12 protein-coding genes are annotated in these 20,267 nt (G+C 67.6%); 5 read left to right on the top strand and 7 right to left on the bottom strand.

The window, feature by feature from the left end; genetic code table 11:
* Positions 1-108: 108 nt before the first annotated feature.
* From WBN46_RS16580 to WBN46_RS16610, 7 genes are all read right to left on the bottom strand, one after another.
* The gene (locus tag WBN46_RS16580; protein ID WP_337732763.1) at positions 109-2,490 is read right to left on the bottom strand and encodes a glycoside hydrolase family 95 protein; all 2,382 of its coding nucleotides are present in this window, start codon (positions 2,488-2,490) and stop codon (positions 109-111) included.
* Positions 2,491-2,575: 85 nt separating this feature from the next.
* Positions 2,576-5,422 carry a TIM-barrel domain-containing protein gene (locus WBN46_RS16585; RefSeq protein WP_337732547.1) on the bottom strand — a complete coding sequence of 949 codons (2,847 nt, stop codon included), beginning with the start codon at positions 5,420-5,422 and terminating at the stop codon, positions 2,576-2,578.
* A 68-nt stretch (positions 5,423-5,490) separates the two neighbouring features.
* Positions 5,491-7,167: a DUF5597 domain-containing protein gene (locus tag WBN46_RS16590; protein WP_337732548.1), complete on the bottom strand. Its 1,677-nt coding sequence runs from the start codon at positions 7,165-7,167 to the stop codon at positions 5,491-5,493.
* Positions 7,168-7,183: 16 nt separating this feature from the next.
* Positions 7,184-9,064, bottom strand: a complete 1,881-nt coding sequence (locus WBN46_RS16595) for a sialate O-acetylesterase (RefSeq protein ID WP_337732549.1) — start codon at positions 9,062-9,064, stop codon at positions 7,184-7,186.
* Between the two features lie 35 nt (positions 9,065-9,099).
* Positions 9,100-11,304: a cellulase gene (locus WBN46_RS16600; RefSeq protein ID WP_337732550.1), complete on the bottom strand. Its 2,205-nt coding sequence runs from the start codon at positions 11,302-11,304 to the stop codon at positions 9,100-9,102.
* Between the two features lie 109 nt (positions 11,305-11,413).
* Positions 11,414-14,341, bottom strand: coding sequence for a TonB-dependent receptor (locus WBN46_RS16605; protein ID WP_337732551.1), 2,928 nt, complete (start codon positions 14,339-14,341; stop codon positions 11,414-11,416).
* 302 nt (positions 14,342-14,643) lie between these two features.
* Positions 14,644-15,645, bottom strand: a complete 1,002-nt coding sequence (locus WBN46_RS16610; RefSeq protein WP_337732552.1) for a LysR family transcriptional regulator — start codon at positions 15,643-15,645, stop codon at positions 14,644-14,646.
* Positions 15,646-15,935: 290 nt separating this feature from the next.
* On the opposite strand from WBN46_RS16610, the gene WBN46_RS16615 reads away from it, so the two are divergent.
* Genes WBN46_RS16615 through WBN46_RS16635 form a run of 5 tightly spaced genes read left to right on the top strand, consistent with a single transcriptional unit; the run spans position 15,936 to position 20,261 of the window.
* Positions 15,936-16,676 (top strand): SDR family oxidoreductase, encoded by a 741-nt coding sequence (locus WBN46_RS16615; protein ID WP_337732553.1) that lies wholly within the window; start codon positions 15,936-15,938, stop codon positions 16,674-16,676.
* 4 nt (positions 16,677-16,680) lie between these two features.
* Complete coding sequence (locus WBN46_RS16620; protein WP_337732554.1) at positions 16,681-17,304, top strand: 2-dehydro-3-deoxy-6-phosphogalactonate aldolase; 624 nt, start codon at positions 16,681-16,683, stop codon at positions 17,302-17,304.
* Positions 17,301-18,452 (top strand): galactonate dehydratase, encoded by a 1,152-nt coding sequence (gene dgoD, locus WBN46_RS16625; protein ID WP_337732555.1) that lies wholly within the window; start codon positions 17,301-17,303, stop codon positions 18,450-18,452. The genes WBN46_RS16620 and dgoD overlap by 4 nt, the downstream gene beginning before the upstream one ends.
* On the top strand, positions 18,430-19,356 hold the full coding sequence (locus WBN46_RS16630) for an SMP-30/gluconolactonase/LRE family protein (RefSeq protein WP_337732556.1): 927 nt from the start codon (positions 18,430-18,432) through the stop codon (positions 19,354-19,356). Before dgoD ends, WBN46_RS16630 begins: the two co-directional genes overlap by 23 nt.
* Positions 19,353-20,261, top strand: a complete 909-nt coding sequence (locus WBN46_RS16635; protein ID WP_337732558.1) for a 2-dehydro-3-deoxygalactonokinase — start codon at positions 19,353-19,355, stop codon at positions 20,259-20,261. The genes WBN46_RS16630 and WBN46_RS16635 overlap by 4 nt, the downstream gene beginning before the upstream one ends.
* Positions 20,262-20,267: the final 6 nt, after the last annotated feature.

Raw genomic sequence — 20,267 nt, forward strand, 5'->3', positions numbered from 1 at the left:
GCGCTGGCACTGGCCACCACCGCACGTGTGGCAGCGTCGTACACCACCACCTTCAGGCTCTGCGTGCCTGCGTCGATGCCCGCAACCAGACTCATCGGATGCCCTTCTTCATGTCTTCACCAGCGCCCCCTGGCGCAGCACCACCGTGGCCGACGCACCTGCCACGAGTTCGAGGTCGAGCGTGCGGCCTGCATGGACCAGCTGGTAGCGGCCGCCCGTGTCCGAATGCAGCGTGGCGCGTGCCAGTCGTCCTGCTTTCCAGCTGAGATCCAGCTGCGCGGCATTGCGCACGCGCACGCCTTCAAGTTCGCCGTCGCGCCACGACGGTGGTAGAGCCGGCAGCAGGAAGATCGACCCGCCCCAGCTCTGCACCAGCATCTCGACGATGCCGGCCGCGCCGCCGAAGTTGCCGTCGATCTGGAACGGCGGGTGCGCGTCGAACAGATTCGGGTAACTGCGCTGCGGCGACAGCAGCATGCGCAGGATCTTCAGGCTATGCTCGCCATCCCACAGGCGTGCCCAGAAGTTCAACCGCCACGCGATGCCCCAGCCGGTGGCGTCATCGCCGCGGATCTCCAGCGTGCGTTGCGCGGCGCGCGCCAGCTCGGGCGTGTCGCGCAGGTTGATCTGCGCACTCGGGTGCAGGCCATACAGATGCGAGATGTGGCGGTGGTGGATCTCGGGCGCCTGCATGTCCCAGTCCTGCTGCCATTCCTGCAACTGCCCGGCCTTGCCGATGCGATTGGGCGGCAGCTGCGCGCTCAGCGTGTTCAAGCGCGCGGCGAAATCGGCGTCCACGCCAAGCACGCGCGCCGCCTCGATGCACTGGCTGAACAGATCGCGCAGGATCTGCGCATCCATCGTCGGACCTGCACAGATCGCTGCGCCGAAAGGATGTTCGTTCTCCGGCGACAGCGACGGTACGGTGACCTTGTGCCCGGTCTGCGGATCGTCCTGCAGCGTCTCGACGAAGAACTGCGCGGCGCCCTTGAACAGGGGCCAGACCTGCTTCAGGTAATCCGTATCGCGGCCGTAGTCCCAGCGGTCCCACAGCGCCTGCAGCAACCAGGCGCCTCCTGTCGGCCACAGCGCCCAGCGCGCGCCATCCGGTGGCGTGGCCGCGCGCCACAGGTCGGTGTTGTTGTGGAGCATCCAGCCGCCGGCGCCGTACATGTCGCGGGCGACGCCGGCACCGGTCTTCGCCAGTTCCTCCAGCATGCGCTGCAGCGGCTCGACGCACTCGCCCAGGCCGTTCGCTTCGGCGGGCCAGTAGTTCATCTCGGTATTGATGTTGACCGTGTACTTGCTCTCCCACGGCGGATCCATCAGGTCGTTCCAGATCCCCTGCAGGTTGGCGGGCTGGCTGCCCGGCCGCGAGCTGCAGATCAACAGGTAGCGTCCGTACGCGTGGTACAGCGACACCAGCGCGGGATCGTCGCCCTGCGCAAACGCTGCGATGCGCTCGTCGGTGGGCAGGTCGGCCGCGGCGGTGCGGCCCAGGTCCAGCCGTACGCGACGGAAGAGCCGGCGGTGTTCGGCCAGATGGTCGGCCAGCACCGCATCGAACGCCTTGTCCTTCACCCGCCCCAGCTGCGCGGCGGTGATCGCGTCGGGATCGCCGCTGACATCGTCGTAGGCCATATGGCCGGTCGCCGCGACGATGCGCAGTTCCAGCTCGCGCACGCCGTCGAACACGATCTGGTCCTGCTCCACCCGCACCGTGCCCTCGCGGTGCGCGATATGCACGCGAAACGCGAAGCGCAAGCGCCCCTCGATGCCATGCTTGCCGACGTTGCGCCCGCTGACCAGCCAGCCGCCATCGACGACGCGCGTCGTGGTCGCATGTTCGTTGCCCGTGCGAAGGCGGCCGATCATCGCGTCGCCGCCATCGACCGTGTAGCGCACGACGATGCACTGGTCGACCGCTGACACGAACACCTCGCGCCGATGCACGCCGGCACCCACGCGGAAGGTCGTGCGCGCGACGGCCGCATCGAGATCGAGTTCACGGCGATAGTCCGCCACGCCATCCAGGCGGTCGAACTGCAGCCACAGGTTGCCCAGCGGCTGGTACGCCATCTGCTTCACCGGGCGCGAGATCAGTGTCTCGTCGGCCAGCGCCGCAGCTTCGGCGTAGCGACCGGCGAAGACTAGTTCGCGCACCCGCGGCAGGCCCTCGCGCGCCTTGGGATTGACCGCCGAGTACGGCCCGCCCGAATACAGCGTGTCCTCGTTGAGCTGCAGGCGCTCATGCGCCACGCCGCCGAACACCATCGCGCCCAGTCGGCCGTTGCCGACCGGCAATGCTTCCACCCAGACGCGCGCCGGCTGGCGATACCACAGGCGCAGGTCCTGTGCCGTCGTCGCGCCCGCCGGCACCGCAGCGGCATCCCAGGGCAGTCCCGCCACCAGTGCACCGCCCGCCACGCCCTTGAACAGGGTGCGGCGACCGGGATCATGTGGCCCGGTGTCGACGGCGACCGGCGACATGCCCGGGCGCGAGGACTGCATCATCCAGCCCTCCCGGACAGGTGTTGTCTACCGGTTTCCATGGTGCCGCCCGACCACCCTGCTGTCATCGTGCAGTGCGGGGAAACCGCACGGCCTGCGCCTTGCCGTCGTAACGCACGGTGACGTCGGCCGCCGGTTCCAGCGTGCCGGCATCGGCGCGCGGACCGTCGATGAAGCGGACGCGTATCTCGCGCTGGTCGACCATGCCGGGATAGCGACCCTCGCGCGCGCCGATGCGCAGTTCACCCGTCTTCTCGTTCCACGCCAGCGGAATGCGGCTGGATTCACCGCGCTCGTAGCCGTAGCTGCGACCGTTGTCCTCGTACAGCGAGAACGTGCCATCGGCACCGGTGTAGACCTCGATCGTCAGCGGCGCATCGGGCTGCTCGTCCACGTACTGCTGCACTACCGTGCGTGGCACGATCGAACCCGCACGCACGAACAGCGGCATGCGCTGCAGCGGCGCGCTGGCGTCGATGGTCTGGCCACCGTCGTAACGCTTGCCGGTCTGGAAGTCGATCCAGCTCGTGCCCGCCGGCAGGTAGACCGGGCGCGTGGTCGCCTTGAACGTGGTGACCGGGGCGACCAGGAATGCCGGGCCGAACATGTACTGGTCGGCGATGTCGCGCACCTTCGAGTCGGACGGGAAGTCCATCGCCAGCGTGCGCAGCAGCGTGCCGTCCTGGTGCCAGGTATCGCCGGCCAGCGTGTAGATGTACGGCAGCAGCGTGTAGCGCAGCTTCAGGTAGTGGACGAAGCTGTCGTAGTGCGGCGAGCCTTCCGGTGCGATCTCCCAGATCTCGCGGTACGGGAACTGGCCGTGCAGACGGAAGATCGGCACGAACGCACCGTGCTGGAACCAGCGCAGGCTCAGCTCGCGCCACTCGGCGAGGTGCGCCGGGTCCTTGGTCTCGTAGCGCCGCTCCGGCGAGAAGCCGCCGATGTCGAAGCTGACGTTCGGTGCGCCGGCCATTGAGGCGTTGACGAGGCCCGAGATCTGCTCGCGCAGGTCGTCCCAGCGCGGCACGATGTCGCCGCTCCAGAACGCCGCGCCTGCGCGCTGCTGGCCCGCGAAGAACGCGCGCGACAGGATGAAGACGCGCTTGTCCGGATCCTGCTCGCGCGAGCCACGGTAGACGCCATCCGAATGCACCAGCGGATAGGAGTTGAAGAACTCCACCGACGGGCCCAACGCGGTCGGCGTGGTGCGTGCCTTGCGCTCGCCGACGTCGATGTTGCTGTGCAGGTCGGGCTCGCTGGCGTCCAGCCACCACGCATCGAATCCCTTGGCGTTGAGCTTGCCGTTGACCTGGCGCCAGAAGATGTCCTGCGCTTCCCTCGAGTACGGGTCGTAGAACGAATTCAGGTAGCCCTTGCCGATCCAGTCCAGCTCGCCCACTTCCACGTTGCGGTGGTACATGTGGCCGGCGGCGTCGAGTTCCTTGTAGTTCGCGGTGGTCGGATAGAACTTCGGCCACACCGAGATCATGATCTGCGCATGCTGGTCGTGCACGTGCTCGACCATTCCATCCGGATCGGGAAAGTTCCTGGTATCGAAATCGTGCGAACCCCAGGCGTCTTCCGGCCAGTACGACCAGTCGAGCACGATGGCGTCGATGGGCAGCTTGCGCTTGCGGTACTCGTCCAGCGCGCCGGTCAGCTCCGCCTGGGTCTTGTAGCGCTCGCGGCTCTGCCAGAAGCCGTACGACCATTTCGGCAGCAGCACGGCCTTGCCGGTCAGCGTGCGGTAGCCAGCCAGGACCTGGTCGGCGTCGTCGCCGGCGACCACGTAGTAGTCGATGGCCTGTGCGGCCTCGGACCAGATCGACAGGTCCTTGGCTTCTTCCGCAGGCAGCGGATCGCGGTGCAGCAGCGCGATGTAGGCCGGCTCGATTCGGTCCCACACCAGTTTCACCTTGTGGCGCTGGCCGGCCTTCATCTCCAGCGCAAACTCGTGGTGCCACGGATTCCAGTTCTGGCGCCAGCGGTCGATGACCAGCTTGCCGTCGATGTACAGCTTGGCGTATTCGCTGTTGTAGACCGAGAACGTATGCCGGCCATCGGTGCGCGCCGCGATCTCGCCCTCCCACACCACGTCGCTGCGTCCGCCCTGCGCCATGTTCTTGCCGGCCGCCGGGAAGTTGGCGAGATCCTTGATGTACTGGTAGTTCACTTCGCTTTCGCGACGCTCAACCACCTGCTTGCCGTTGACCGTGTAGCGCGCCGTCAGCGCACCCGGCTTGCCCTGGGCGTCGAACAGGTCGAGCGACGCGCCCAGCGGCTGCAGGCCACGCGGATCGCCATAGCGGGTGATCGCGTTGCTGTCCCACAGGATGCCGTAGTGGCGCGTGGAGACCAGATAGGGAATCGCCTTGTCGATGTTGTGCTGGAGCAGCTCGACATCGCGCCCCTTGAGGTTCATCCAGCCCTGCTGGTGCAGGCCGGTGCCGTAGAAGGCTTCGTCATCCGTCGATTCGAAGCGCTGGCGGATGCTGTAGTAGTCCTTGCCCTCGATCTTCGTCGGCGTGAACGTGCGCGCACGCTCCGCCAGCAACGGCTTGCCGGCGGCGTCGAAGAAGCTGACCTGGCCCGTGCGGGCATCGACCTTCGCCGAAATGCCCTGCGTGCTGACCGTCACCTGCCCGCCGGCTTCGCCCACCTTCACTGCCGGCGGCGCACCGGTCTTCGCCCGCATCAGGCTGGGCGTGCGGGCGAAGTCGCCGTCGGGATCGGCCATCACGCGCAGGATGCCCGGCGCGACCGCTTCCACCTTCACGTCGGCGGCAGTCGCGTCGGCGGGGCGCACGATCACGCCGTGGTCGATCTTCTCGACGGCCCCGTTGCCCGCGGCGTTGGCGCCCGCTGCAGCCAGGGCCAGCAGCGGCACCGTCAACGTCTTCAAGTAACCCATCGCTTGCTCCTCGTGGGCGCCCGCAGGCGTCCCGGTTCATGGACCGGCGGTGCCGGCCCGTGGATCGTTCAGTAGGTCGCCAGCTTCACCCGCAGCAATTGCGGGACGCTGGAGAAATTGAGGCCGTAGTCGGTCTGGTCGCCATTCCAGCGACGGCGGAACACCCACTTGCCATCGACGTAGGTGCCCTCGTCGACGTAGTCGTAGATCTGCCGCGCGGCCAGCGCCGGATCGGCGGCGTGGATGTTGATGCGCGCATGCGCGCCGGTGACCAGGAATTCGTCCGGCCCCAGCTGCACCACCAGCGCGCGGCCGATGGGCTCCGGATTGCCGGGCGGCTCGCCCTGGAACCAGAACTGCGGCACGCCGTAGGTCACCACCATGTTCCAGCGGCCATCGATCTTCACCGTCTGCACCGCCTGCCCCGGCTGTTCGGCGGTACCGCGCACCTTGCCCTCGAAGCTCGCCTGGGCGATGACGCGAGCCGCCGGCTTCACCATCGCGTAGTTCATCGCGAACGTGGCCAGCGTCTTTTCGTCCATGTGCTTGGCGCCGAGCGGCCAGTTGGAATAGCGCGAGTAGTCGATGCCGAACGGCGACCAGCCGATGGCCTGCTCGCCCAGTGCGGAGAAGAAATAGCGCGCGTATTCCTCGCGGTTGCCGGTCTCGGAGACGAACAGCGGATTGTCCGCGCGCGCATAGCGGTCCAGCACCGTGGTGTAGTGCGTGTACTCCGGCATGTAGATGTCGGGCGTCAGCAGGTCGATGTGTGGCGCCGCGGCCTTGTACACGTCCAGCACGTTGTCGGTGGGCCCGCCGCTGGCGTACTGGCCCGGCTGACCGGGATTGAACGGTCCGCGCAGGGCGGCGTTGATGTACATCGGCAGCGGATAGACCGCCTTGCCCGCCTCGGCCACCTGGTCGATGTAGTGCGCGATATGCCAGGCATGGAAGACCTCATCCGCGTCGACGCCGAACACGTCGCGCCACGTACCCGGCGACTTGCCCAGCTTCTTCAGCAGGGCGTCCGGCACCGGTCCTTCGAATACCTTCTGCGCCAGCGGCGAGAAGTCGCGCACGCTGCCGTAGGTGCCGGGCTCGTTCTGCGGCTGCACCAGGATGACGGTGCGCTGCGGATCGGTGGCCTTCAGGTGCGTCATCAGCGCGACGAAGGCCTTGCGGTCGGCATCCAGCGTGGCCTGCGCATGCGGCGACAGCGAGTTCAGCGTGCGACCGTCGGCGGTGACCACACGCGGGAAGCGCGCGTTGTCCAGCTTCACCCAGGCCGGCGCGTAGTTCGGGCCGTTGTTCTTCCAGGTGGCGAACCACAGCAGTACCAGCCGCACGTTTTTCTCGCGCGCCTGCTTGAGCAGCACATCGACGAAGGAAAAGTCGAACGTCCCCTCCTTCGCTTCGATCTGCTCCCATGCCACCGGCACCATCACCGTGTTCGGCTTGACCACGTCGATCGCCGGCCATACGTCGTCCAGCGCCTGCGGCCAGTTGCTGGAATTGTTGACCTGCGCGCCCAGGATCAGGAACGGCGCGCCATCGACCATCAGCGCATGGCGGCCGTCCTTGCTGACGATCTGCGGAATGGGGGCCTCGCCGCCGTTGTGCGTATCCCCGGCCGGAGTGTTGCCGGTCCGCTTTGCCGCATCACCGGCACGCTCGCAGCCAGCGAGCAGCACACTGGCGACCAGCAGGCCAGCAAGCGCAGAAGAACGAAGCAGACGAGGCATCATCAACAAGACTCCAGGTTCACCAGGTGTCGCTGCGGAAAGGCGAAGCGGGCAGCTGCGCGGTGTTGATCAGGTCGGCATCGGCGGGATTGTCGGACCAGCCGTAGCGCACGGCGACCGGGCGCGGGACCGCCGCACTGCGCACCACCACCTGCCCATCCACGAGCGACGCCTCCGCCGGATGGAAGACCTGGTCCGTGCCGGCGAGCGCGAAGCCGTGCACGCGCGTGCCGCCACCGCGCACCGCCAGCGTGCCGCCCGCGCTGCCGAACTCGACATGTGCGGCACCGCCCTCGAAGCGGGTGTGCTGGGGCGTCGGGCCATGGAAGTCCACGGCTTCGCCGTACGCCGCATGCCGTGCGGCCAGTGCCAGGCGCTTGCCGACGTCCTGCTTGTTGAGCGGATGGATGTCGTCGGGATTGCCGATATCGATCGCCACCACCTGCGCGGTGCCCGGCATCCACAAGGTCATCGATTGCGACTCGCGCAACACCGCCCAGGGACTCTCGTCGCCCTTGTCGGTGCCGGAGGAGAAGTTGGCCAGCTGCACCCAGAGGAACGGCAGGCCGGGCGCATCCCACTGCGTGCGCCACTGCGCCCGCCACTGTTCGATCATCGCGGGGAACTGGCGGCGGTAGCGCAATGCGTCCGCCACGGTGTTCGCGTTCGATTCGCCCTGGTACCAGATCACGCCGCGCAGTGCGTAGGGCTGCAGCGGATGGATCATCGCGTTGTACAGCAGGGTGGGGTGCTGGTTCTTGTCGTCGACCAGGGCGACGCTGACGCTGGACGGCCGGAACGACCAGTCCGCCAGCGTGCGAGGTGCGGCGCCCTGCGGCTGGACGAAGACCTCGGCCGCGTCGCCATGGATGCCGCCCCCGCCGCCGAAGTCGGATACGCGCACGGCCACGTGATTGACGCCCGCATGCAGGGCCGATGCCGGCACGGTGTAGCGGCGCGGCAGGTTGTACTGCATGTGCGTCTGGCCGACCTGGGTGCCATTGACCCAGGTGGTGTCGGAATCGTCGATGCGGCCCACGCCCAGCGTCACGCCGGCAGCGGCTTCTTCGGCGGTCAGCGTGAACGTGGTGCGGTACCACGCCACGCCGTCCATGCCGTTCCAGCCCGTGGCTTCCCACAGCGCGGGCACCTTGATCGGTGTCCACGCGGACGCGTCGGTCGCGGCGGACTGCCAGCCTGCATCATCGACGGGAAGATCCGGCCAGCGCGCCAGATTGCGGCGCGTCCGCGCCAGCGCCTGCTCATCCTGTGCGCGCAGCGTGCTGGCCTGCTGGGCCAGCGCCTTTTCGTCCAGCCCCTGCGATGGCGCATCCATCCAGGCCTCGATGCGGCTGCCACCCCAGGTGCTGTCGATGATGCCGATCGGCACACCGGTGACCTTGCGCAGTTCGCGCGCGAAGAAATGCGCCACCGCCGAGAACTTGCCCGCGGCCTGCGGCGACGAAGCGACCCATTCGCCACCTGCGAGCTGCGCCTGCGGCGTGCCGGCCCAGGACTTGGGGATCTTGAAATGGCGGATCTGCGGATCGGTCGCGCGTGCGATCTCCCCCTCCGGATCGGCCGACTGCGCGATCGGCCACTCCATGTTCGACTGCCCGCTGGCCAGCCACACGTCGCCTACCAGTACGTCCTGCAGCACGCGCGCGCCGGTGCCATCGTCGATACGCATCACGTGCGGGCCACCGGCGGGCAGCGCGGGCAGTTCCAGCGACCAGTGGCCGCTGGCATCGGCCTGCGCCGCGCCGTCACGGCCGGCGAACGCCACCACGACGCGTGCGCCCGGGGCCGCCTGACCCCAGACCTGCACCGGCTGGTCGCGCTGCACCACCATGCCATCGGCAAAGATGCGCGGCAGTTCGACGGCGTGTGCGGCCGGCATTGCGAGAAAAACGAGAAGAGCGAGGGCGATTCGATTCACTGCGGATCTCCGTACCAGATGCCACGTCCTTCGGTGCCGAAGTAGACGCGGCCATGCAGGCGGGGATCGCCTGTCACATGACGGATGATGCCGCCAAACCGCAGTGCGTCGGTATCGATCCGCTGCCAATGCCGGCCGTTGTCGCCGGAGCGATACAGGCCGCGCTGGCCCCCCACTTCGCCGAACACGAACAGCACCGGCGCATCGCCGTCCTTCGCCGGCTTGCCCAGGCCCACCGACATCACGTTGTCCACGCCCGGCACGCGTGCCAGCTTGCCGGGGGAAAGATGCAGCAGGCCGCGCCAGGACGACGCGATCCAGGCTTCGCCGGCACGCTGCGGATGCGGCCGGATCTCGGCCCGGTACCAGTCGCCGATTTCGCCCACCGGCGCGCGGACTTCCTCGAACGCGACGCCGCCATTGCCGCTGACATACAGCGTGCCGCTGATGGCATCGAAGCCGTAATAGATGCCTTCATCGACGCGGTCGGCTTCCACCACCGCCGTCTTCGGCAGGCCTTTCACCTGCTGCCAGCGCCCACCCATGTCGGCGGTGATCCAGTGGTGTTCGCCGTTGCGGGGATGCCAGATAGCGCGCTTGCCATCGGCGGCCAGGGTGATCTGCCCCGCGCCCTCGCCATCCGGCGGCTCGCTCGCGAACGCGGTCCAGGTGCGGCCGCCATCGTTCGACCATGCGCCACGCACCGCGCCTTCCGGCCGGTTGTGGAAATAGCCCGTGCGTACCATCACCTGCGGCACCTGTCCGGCGAAGGCCAAGCTTTCGGTATTGGAGAAACGCACGCCGGCAAAGCGCGGTTGCGATACATCGAGCGTGTCATGCACGAAGCCGTCGACATCGCCCAGGCCGCTGACCAGATGTGCGCCCTGCGGCGGACTGGCCAGCGCCAACGGCACGGTTTCCTCGAATCCCGCCTGCTCGAAGCGCCACTGCATGTCGGCGCCTTGGTCGAATGCACGCGCATTGGTCGACGCCCACACGCCGTAGCCGGTGACGAACAGGATGCGGTCCGGATCGTGCGGATCGATCTCGATGTCGGCCATCCAGTGCGGCTTCGCATCCGCAGTCCACGGCGCGGACGAATGATCGAAGCGGGAGCGCGGCAGCGTGGCCGTCCACGTGCGGCCGCCATCGACGCTGCGATAGAGGTCATCGTGCGGCTGGTAGCGACGGAAGGTGGTGGCGATGATCACGTCCGGGTTGTCGGCCTGCACCGCGACCGCGCCCCAACCGAACCCCTTGCCGGACGCGTCGGAGGAACGGGGTGCCGGCGTGATGTTTTCCCAGCGGTCGCCGGCGGGATCGAAGCGCCATACCGCACCATCGGCCATGTTGTTGGGGCCGGGCTCGTCGCCGTAGCTGAGCAGCCAGCGCCCGCGCCCGTCGCGCACCATGTGGCTGGGACGCAGCCCCACCGGCTGGCCGGGCACCGCGTGCCAGCTCACGCCACCGTCAAGCGAGCGATACAGGCTGGTCTCGTTCGTCGATACGCCTGCATACAGGGTCTTCGAGGGCGTGCCCGACGTGCCGCTGGCGGGATCGAACACCACGAACGCGATGCCGACAGGACGCAGCTCGCGCCAGCCCATCGCCCAGGCCGAGCGCGCCTTCGCAATGGCAGGGAACGCCGGTACTTCACGCCAGGTAGCGCCGGCATCGCCGCTGCGCCACAGCCCATCGGCGCGCGTGCCGAACAACAGCACGCGCCCGTCGTGGGGATCCACCGCCAGTCGTTCACCGTTGCCGCGCCCCTGCTCGTTGCCGCCGAGCTTGAAGGGCAGCGACGTGCGCTGGAACGTCGCGCCGCGATCCGTCGAACGCAGGATCGCGCCGTCCTGTCCACGTTCGTGCAGGTAGGTGCCGACGGCGAGGTACACACGATCCGGATCGGACGGATCCAGCGCCAGGCTTTCCACGCCGAAGCGGCCACTGTCCTCGTGGCCCATCCAGTCCATCAACGGTTGCCAGCGCTGTTCGCGCGACACCCACCGGTACGCGCCACCGATATCGGTGCGGGCGTACAGCAGGCCCTTCTCGCGCGGATGGAACACCAGCCCTGTGACGAAGCCCCCGCCGCCGATGGCGACGTTGCGCCAGCGGTAGTCGGCGGTTTCGTCCTTCGCCGCGGCGGCGGGTGCCAGCAGCAGGACGGACAGCGCGAGAATCAGGCGAAGCGTGTGCACGGAGTCTCCTGTGGAGAGGGAGAGCCGGTGCGCCAGCGTGAAGCACACCCAGGTAGCCGCGAGCGATGCGGGAAGGGCGGTTGCTGCTGCCCTTCCCGCAAAGCGCGGATCAGAACGTGAAGCGGATCGTTGCTGCGTAGCGGCGGTCGTTGACGTACCAGGACGTGACGCGCCTGCCGGCGCCGTTCTGGTCCATGATCGTGCGCTGCTCGGCGTTGTTGAGGTTGTTCATCTCCAGGCCGATCTGCACATGGTCGTTGAACCGGTAGAAGATCGAACCGTCCAGCTGACCGTAGGCGTCGCTGTACACCGGCAGTTTCCAGGCAATGCCGCCGTCGCCACCGTTGTAGCCATTGGGTCCAATCGACAGCAGGTACTCGCTGCGCCAGTTGTAGGCCAGGCGGACCTGCCACGGGCCCTTCTCGTAGAACGCAGCCACGTTGTAGGAATTCTTGGACAGGCCATCGGCCGGCAAGGCGCCGAACGTCGAGCCATCAGTGTCGACGGGTTGCGTATCCAGGTTGTTCGGCACCTTGGTCGAGCTGTCGATGTAGGTGTAGTTCGCCGACATGCCCAGGCCATCAAGCGGGCCGGGCAGGAAATCGAAGAACTGGTTCCAGCCGATCTCCGCGCCCTGGATACGCGCTGTACCGACGTTCACAGGGCGAGTGATCAGGTACTCGTACTCGTTTCCGTCGGCGCCGGGATAGGCGACCAGCTGCGTCTGGCGGCGAAAATAGTCCTTGACGTCCTTGTGGAAGAAGTTGATCCAGGCCATGCCGCCTTTGTCCGGATCGAAGTACCACTCCAGCGACAGGTCGAACTGGTTGGCCTTCATCGGCTCCAGATAGGGGTTGTCGAAGGAACTGCCGGTCAGGTTCAGATCGTCGGGAGTCAGCGTGTCGCCGGGGTTCGGGGTGATGCCGTCCCGCGCGCTAGCGTTCAGGACCTGATAGGCCTGCATGTCGCTGAAGTTCGGACGGGCGATGGCCTTGGAGGCAGCGAAGCGGAGGATCAAGTTCTCGACCGGTTCCCAGCGAAGGTTCAAGCTGGGCAACACGTCGGTGTACGAGTTCTCAGCGGTGATCGGCTCGAATTCCCCCGCCCCCAGATACGGCGCGTATTGATAGTTCGGATAGATCAGATAACCGCTCGCGGCATTCTCGGTACGCACCACGCGCACGCCGATGTTGCCGTCGAACAGCACGTCATCGAGGCCGAAGTTGACCATCAGGTACGCCGCCTCGGTCGATTCGGACTGCTTGTTAGTGTGTTGCGGGCCAATCACTGTTGGCGAGTACCAGGTCCAAGTGGAGCCATTGGCGACAGCAGCATCGTGCAGCGCCACGTAGCTGGCCGGGAAGCCGAGCGCCGTGGACAGCAGCGGCGCATAGAAACCGCCCGGAGTGTTGGCATCGCCGCGATAGAAATTCTGGAACTCGTTGAAGTGAGTCAGGTCGGAATTGACCTGGCCATTCAGATCCAGCCCCGGCAGGCTCGGCAATCCCATCCACGTTGCGAACAGCGCGTGCCAGTTGTAGCCGGTGTCGATGCTGGTGGCATTGCGCTCGGTGATGCGCACCCCGCCCTTGATCGATTTGAAGAAGCCGCCATCGAAGCTGTGCTTGAGGTCGGCGCGCCATGCCAGTTCATCCGCCTCGTTGTCGTCCTGATGATCCATCGTGAAACCCCAATAGTAGTTATCGGGATTACCGGTGAACTGCTCGTCGACACCGATGGATGGCAGGCCGGCCCGGAGGTCGACGTCGATGTACGGCACGTTGACGCCCAGCGCTACCGTGGAATCCAGGCTCTTGGTGGTAGCCTTGATGTACTGGAAGTCCGTGGTAAGTTCGGTGCCCTCGCCGAGCGACCACTTCAACCCGAGCGAGAAGTCAGTAGTCTTGGAATCGCGATGGGAAGCGCGGATATCCGTCCCCATCGGCACACCGCCAGCCTGAGTGAGCCGACCCGAGCGGAACACATCGCCGTCCAGTTCGTAGGGCTGACTGGTGTCGAGCGCGACCTGGAGGGGATCGTTCGAAACGAAGATGGCATCCTCGTTCCAGAGCTCGTCGTATCTGCTCTGGAAGGCGGTTGCGTAGAGCTCAACGTCGTCACTGGGACGCCATTGCAGCGCAAGATAGGCGCCTTGGCGTTCACGTTCGTACTCCAGCGTGCGCCAATCGGCGCCGCGCGGCAGCCAGAGCTCCTCGTTGGTGCCGTCGTTATTCAGGTCGTTATTGTCGTTCTTGAAGAACGGCCGCACGAACATGCCATCGGTGCGGGTGGCCAATTCGGAATGCGTGATGTCGACCAGGAAGCCGACTTTGCCAATGGCGGTGTCCCAGGTGTTGCTGTACAGGGCGGAGACGGTAGGCTTGTACTCCTCGGCGAAGTCGCCGTAGTTCCCGCTCAAGCTAGCGCTGATCCTCTGGCCTTCGAAGTCGAACGGCATGAAGGTGCGCAGGTCGACGCTGCCACCCAGGCCGCCTTCGATCATGTCGGCCTTCTGGTTCTTGTACACGTCCACGCCGGCCATCAGTTCGGATGGCACGTCCTGGAAGCTCAGGCTGCGGCCGCCGGAAGCGGAGAAGCTGTCGCGACCGTTCAACTCGGACCGCACCTGGGTCAGGCCGCGCACCTGCACGCCACCGCCCTCGGCGGAGAAATGCTCGGGATCGCCGACCGACAGGAAACGGTCGATGGTGACGCCCGGGATGCGCGACAGGGTTTCGGTGATGCTGCGGTCGGGCAGCGCGCCGATGTCGAGCGCGGTGACGGAATCGACGAAGGTATCGGCGTCGCGCTTGATGTCCTGCGCCTTGTAGACGGAACCGCGGATGCCGGTGACGACGACCGCGTCAAGCTCGGTAGCGGCCTCTTCCTGTTGCGTGGCGGGCGCGGTGTCCTGCGCATACGCAGGCGCGGCCAGCATCATGGCGATGCCCAGGGCGAGGACGGTGGGTTGCAGCTTGCGGCCATCGGAGCGGACGGCACGGACGGCCGCCGCAGGGCGGCGCTGGAGCGTTGACATGGATGTTCCCTCCCAGGACACATGACAAGCGATTGAGTTTTGGTCCCGATCCGCGGACGTCTGCGCGTCTTTCGGCCGGATGAAGCAAGTGGCGGCTGCGGCCCCGGCCGCGGTCGTCGGTGGTGCGGTTCCATCCGTGGTGGATGTCAGGGCGGTGAAAGCCATCTGGGCGGGCCCGGACAATCAACCGGCGGCAATGGGACCGCGCTGGGTGACTGCGGCGGGAGCATAGGCGGCGCTGACATGCCGTACCAATGAAATATTGATCGCCAGCTATATCGAACCCGAATAGCTGGCCCGGCTCAGCCCGGGGAACCCTCGCCCGGCGGCGGTGCACCCGCAGGACGCGGCGGCTCCGGTTCGGCATACAGCCGGCGGGCGGTTGCCCGCAGCGCCTCCAGCACGCGCTCGGCGCCTGGCGACAGCAACTGGTCGCGGCGGCGCACGATGCCGAAGAACTCCATGCGCACTCCCAGCTCGATCGGCAGCACGCACATCTGGCCGGTCTGCAGGTACGGGCCCACGGATTCGGCCGGCAACGCGGTGAGCATGTCGCTGTGGCGCAGCAGGTGGATGATCACCGGCAGCGAGGCGGTTTCCACGATGTTCTGTGGCGGCGGCTGGCCGTGTTCCAGGAACACCGCGTCCAGTCGCGAGCGCAGCACGCTGGCGGCCGGCGGCATGATCCAGCCGTAGTCCGCCAGGTCGGCGTGGGTGATGCGCGGGCGCCGGGTAAGCGGATGCCCGGCGCGCACGATGACGGCATGCGGCTCGTCCGCCAGCGGCTCGAAGTCCAGTTCGCCCGCGCCTTCCGGGCCCATGATGCGACCGACCACGATGTCCAGCTGCCCATCCAGCAGCTTGGCGACCAGGGGCCGGCTGTAGTCCATCTCGACCTTGATGAGGATGTCGGGAAAGTCGCGCTTCACCGCGGCAACCGCCTGGGGAACCAGGGTGGTGCCCGGGTTCACCACCGTGCCGATGGACGCCTGGCCCATCCGCCCGCTGCGCAGCGCGGCGATCTCGTCATGGGCGCGTCCGATCTCCGACAGCGCGGAGCGCGCGCGGCGGATCAGCACCTGGCCGTACCAGGTGGGCTCCACGCCACGCGCGTGCCGCTCGAACAGCGGCACGCCCAGCAGGCTTTCCATTTCCGCCAGCAGCTTGGACGCGGCCGGCTGGGTCATGTTGGCGGCCTCGGCGGCACGCAGCACCGACCGCTGCTCGTACAGGTGCAGCAGCAGGGTGAGATGGCGGGTCTTGAGCCGGGTGGCGCCGAACCAGCCGGTGGTGGGTTGGACCATGGGAACCTCCGGGCGAATGACCTATTCGCACTGGGAATAGCCTATGACAAAAATTTCATTTGTCGTACATAGATGCCCACGCGAGGCTATGCCACGCTTCAAGGGCGGGCTGGCCGGGACATCGGGCCGCCCGCAACGGGGCACCCACGGACGGCCGGCACAGGCCCGCCGCACGGTGATCCCGCATCCGATCAACGCCGGGAGGAGGGCCCCATGGCGACATCGCAGTCCGACGGCACCTCGCGTGCCGGCGCCATCGTCGCGTCCATGCCATCCGCAGGTGCACGCCCGTGAGCACCCGGCTGTCCGGCAAGATCGCCATCGTCACTGGCGCCGCCAGCGGCATCGGCGCAGCGACCGCGCGCCTGTTCGCCCGCGAAGGCGCCACCGTCATCGGGCTCGATCGACAACCGGTGACGTCCACCGACGCGGGCGTCACCCACCACCTCGCCGACATCACGGATGCCGCCGCCGTCGATGCCATCGTGCAGTCCGTGCGCGAGCGGCATGGCCGCATCGATGCGCTGGTGAACAACGCCGGCGCCGACGTGTTCTCCGAGCCGCTGTCGCTGTCGGACGAAGACTGGGAACGCTGCTTCGCGCTGAACCTCAAGGGCGCATGGCACCTGTGCCGTGCGGTGCTGCCGGCCATGCTGGCGCAGGGCGCCGGATCCATCGTCAACATCGCCTCGGTACACGGGCACAAGATCATCGCCGGCTGCTTTCCGTATCCGGTGGCCAAGCACGGCCTGATCGGCCTGACCCGTTCGCTCGGCATCGAGTACGCCGCACGCGGCATCCGGGTGAATTCGATTTCGCCCGGCCTGATCCTGGTGCCGCGCATCGAAGCCTGGTTCGAACGCGAGCCCGGCACGCGCGAGAAACAGACTGCGCTGCTGCCGCCGCAACGCATCGGCACGCCGGAGGAAGTGGCCTATACCGCGTTGTTCCTCGCCAGCGATGAAGCCCGCTTCATCAACGCCACCGACATCGCCATCGATGGTGGCCGTTCGCAGGTCTACCACGACTGAGCGCATGGACAGCCCTCCCCTCCCTTTCGCCCTGCCGCTGATCGCGATCCTGCGCGGCATCACGCCCGCCGAGGTGCCTGCGCATGTCGGCGTGCTGGTGGAGGAAGGCTACGATGCGATCGAGATACCGACCAACTCGCCGGACTGGGAGCACAGCGTACGCATCGCCGTGGATGCCTTCGGCCAGCGCGCGATGATCGGCGCCGGCACCGTGCTGACCACGGCGTCCGCCGATGCGCTGGTGGCGGCCGGCGGCCGCTTGATGGTGACGCCGAACACGCGTCCGGCGGTCATCCGCCACGCGGTGGAGCACGGCCTGCAGGTGGCGGCCGGCTTCGCCACCGCGAGCGAAGCCTTCGACGCACTCGATGCCGGCGCGCAGATGCTCAAGCTTTTCCCGGCTTCCGTACACGGACCGGCGCTGGTGCGCGCCCTGCGCAGCGTGCTGCCGCCCGTCCCCCTATTCGCCGTCGGTGGCGTCACGCCCGACACCCTCTCCGGCTACCTCTCAGCCGGCTGTCAGGGCGCCGGCATCGGCGGCGAACTTTACAAGCCCGGCCAACCGGTCGAGCGCACGCGCGAACACGCGCGGCGTTTCCGGCAGGCCTACCTGGACCACGCCGCATGAAGATCGTCCGCCTCAGCACCTACCATGCCGCACCGCGCTGGCTGTTCCTCAAGGTGGAAACCGACGAAGGCATCACCGGCTGGGGCGAGCCGGTCATCGAAGGTCGCGCGCACGCGGTGGAAGCGGCGGTGCACGAACTGTCCGACTATCTGGTTGGCCAGGATCCGGCGCGCATCAACGACCTCTGGCAGGTGCTGTATCGCGGCGGCTTCTACCGGGGCGGCGCGATCCTGATGAGTGCCATCGCGGGCATCGACCAGGCGCTGTGGGACATCAAGGGCAAGGCGCTTGGCGTGCCCGTGTACCAGTTGCTCGGCGGCCTGGTGCGTGACCGCATGAAGACCTACCGCTGGGTCGGTGGCGACCGTCCTTCCGACATCGTCGCGCAGATGCAGCGGTACCAGTCGCTCGGGTTCGACACGTTCAAGTTCAACGGCACCGAAGAACTGAAGCTGATCGACAGCCCGCGCGCGATCGACGCCGCGGTGGCCAAGGTCGCGGCGATCCGCGAGGCGATGGGCGATCGCGTGGACTTCGGCATCGACTTCCACGGCCGCGTCAGTGCGCCGATGGCGCGCGTGCTGCTGCGCGAACTGGCGCCGTTCAAACCGTTGTTCGTCGAAGAGCCCGTACTGCCCGAACAGTGGGAATACTACCGGCCGCTGTCCGATGCCACCTCCATTCCGCTTGCGGCCGGCGAGCGCATGTACTCGCGCGCCGAGTTCAAGCCGGTGCTCGCCGCCGGTGGGCTGGCGATCCTGCAGCCCGACCTGTCGCACGCCGGCGGCATCACCGAGTGCGTGAAGATCGCGGCGATGGCCGAAGCACACGACGTGGCGCTGGCGCCGCATTGTCCGCTGGGCCCGGTGGCGCTGGCAGCCTGCCTGCAGGTGGACTTCGTGTCGCACAACGCGATGCTCCAGGAGCAGAGCATCGGCATCCACTACAACGCAGGCGCCGACCTGCTGGACTACGTCCTCAACAAGGACGACTTCCGGTGTGATGGCACCGGCAGCATCGCCGCATTGCCAAAACCGGGCCTGGGCGTGGAGATCGACGAAGCCCGCCTGGTCGAAGCGAGCCGGCAGCCGCCGCGCTGGCGCAATCCGCTGTGGCGGCACGCCGATGGCAGCGTGGCCGAGTGGTGACGCCGTGACGACGGCGCTGGCGACCCTGGCCGTCGACAGCCGCTGCGCACTGGGCGAAGGCATCCTGTGGTGCGAACGCCGCCGGGTGCTGTACTGGACCGATATCCTCGCCGCCGAACTGTGGCGGCACGACCCCGCCACCGGCCACACCCACACCTGGTCGCTGCCGGCCCCGCTCGGCTGCCTGGCGCTGGGCGAAGACGGACGCCTGCTGCTGGGCCTGGCCAACGGGTTGTATGCCAGCGACGTGGAAGCCCACCTGGTCGCGCGCGACCTGCCGCTGGCAAAGCTCGTGGACGTCGAAGCGGACGACCCGATGACACGCATCAACGATGGCCGCGCCGACCGGCATGGCGGCTTCGTGTTCGGCACCAAGAGCGAACACGCCGACCTGCGCCCCGCCGGCCGGTTCCATCAGTACACGGCCGCCCACGGCCTGCGCGAGCTCGCGCTGCCGCGCGCCGCCATTCCGAATTCGATCTGCTTCGATGCAAGCGGCACGCGCATGTATTTCTGCGACTCGGTGGCGCCACGCATCCTGCAGTGCCGCTATGACGCGGCGACGGCAACGGTGTCGGACATCGCCGTGTTCGTCGAACTCGACACGCCCGGTGCGGAGCCGGATGGCGCCATCGTGGATGCCGAAGGCGCGCTGTGGAACGCGCAGTGGGGAGCCGGTCGCGTGGTGCGCTACCTGCCCGACGGCCGCACCGACTGCATCGTGGCGGTCCCCGCGCCGCAGCCTTCGTGCTGCGTGCTGCACGACGACACGCTCTACATCACCAGCGCCCGCGTCGGGCTGGATGCCGCCGCGCTGGCCGCGCATCCCCTGTCGGGCGGCGTGTTCTCCCATCGCATCACGCGTCCGCTCGCGCGTGCGGAAGACCGGGTGCGGCTGCCATGATCGCCGTCGACTGGGGCACCAGCACGCTGCGCCTGTACCGCATGGCCGACGACGGCCAGGTCCGCGAGCGCCGTCGCAGCGACCACGGCGTGATGGCCTGCGATGGCCGTTTCGGCGACGTGCTGGCGCAGGAGATCGCAGGCTGGGACGACACCGACGTCCTGCTGTGCGGGATGGTCGGCGGTCGCGGCGGCTGGCACGAAATGCCCTACCTGCCGTGCCCCGCCGGCAACCATGCGCTGGCGCTGGGCATGCAGCGCTTCCAGCCTCCGGGCTTCGACGACCGGGCGCTGTGGCTGGTGCCGGGGTTGCGCGACAACGATTCCGATACCGTGCCCGACGTGATGCGCGGCGAAGAGACGCAACTGGCGGCATTGCTGGACGTGCTGCCCGGCGGCACGCACCTGGTCTGCCTGCCCGGGACGCACAGCAAATGGGTCACGGTGCGTGACGGCAGGGTGCAGCGGATCGCGACCGCGATGACCGGCGAGCTTTATGCGGTCCTGCGCCAGCACAGCATCCTGGGACGGCTGATGCCCGTCGGCGACGTGCGCTTCGATGGCTATGCGTTCGACGCCGGTCTCAAGCGCAGCGCGGATGCGGGTGGCCTGCTGCACCATCTGTTCGGCGTACGCACCACCGGCCTGTTCCAGCAGCTCGCCGAACCGGCGCTGCCGTCGTACCTGTCCGGCCTGCTGATCGGCCATGAGCTGCGCGCGTCGGGTCTGTTCTCGCATGCGCCACGTCCCGCACAGGTGCACCTGATCGGCAACGACCGACTGCTGGGCTCGTACGCACACGCGCTGACCGCGCTGGGCGTCGGTGTGCAGCGACACCCCGAAGACCTGGCCGCGCGCGGCCTGCATGCGCTGTGGTCACGGCGCACGAGTGCCGCCACCACATGAGGAGGC

It is taken from the genome of Pseudoxanthomonas sp. CCNWLW251 (genome assembly GCF_037402255.1).
GTDB lineage: Bacteria > Pseudomonadota > Gammaproteobacteria > Xanthomonadales > Xanthomonadaceae > Pseudoxanthomonas_A.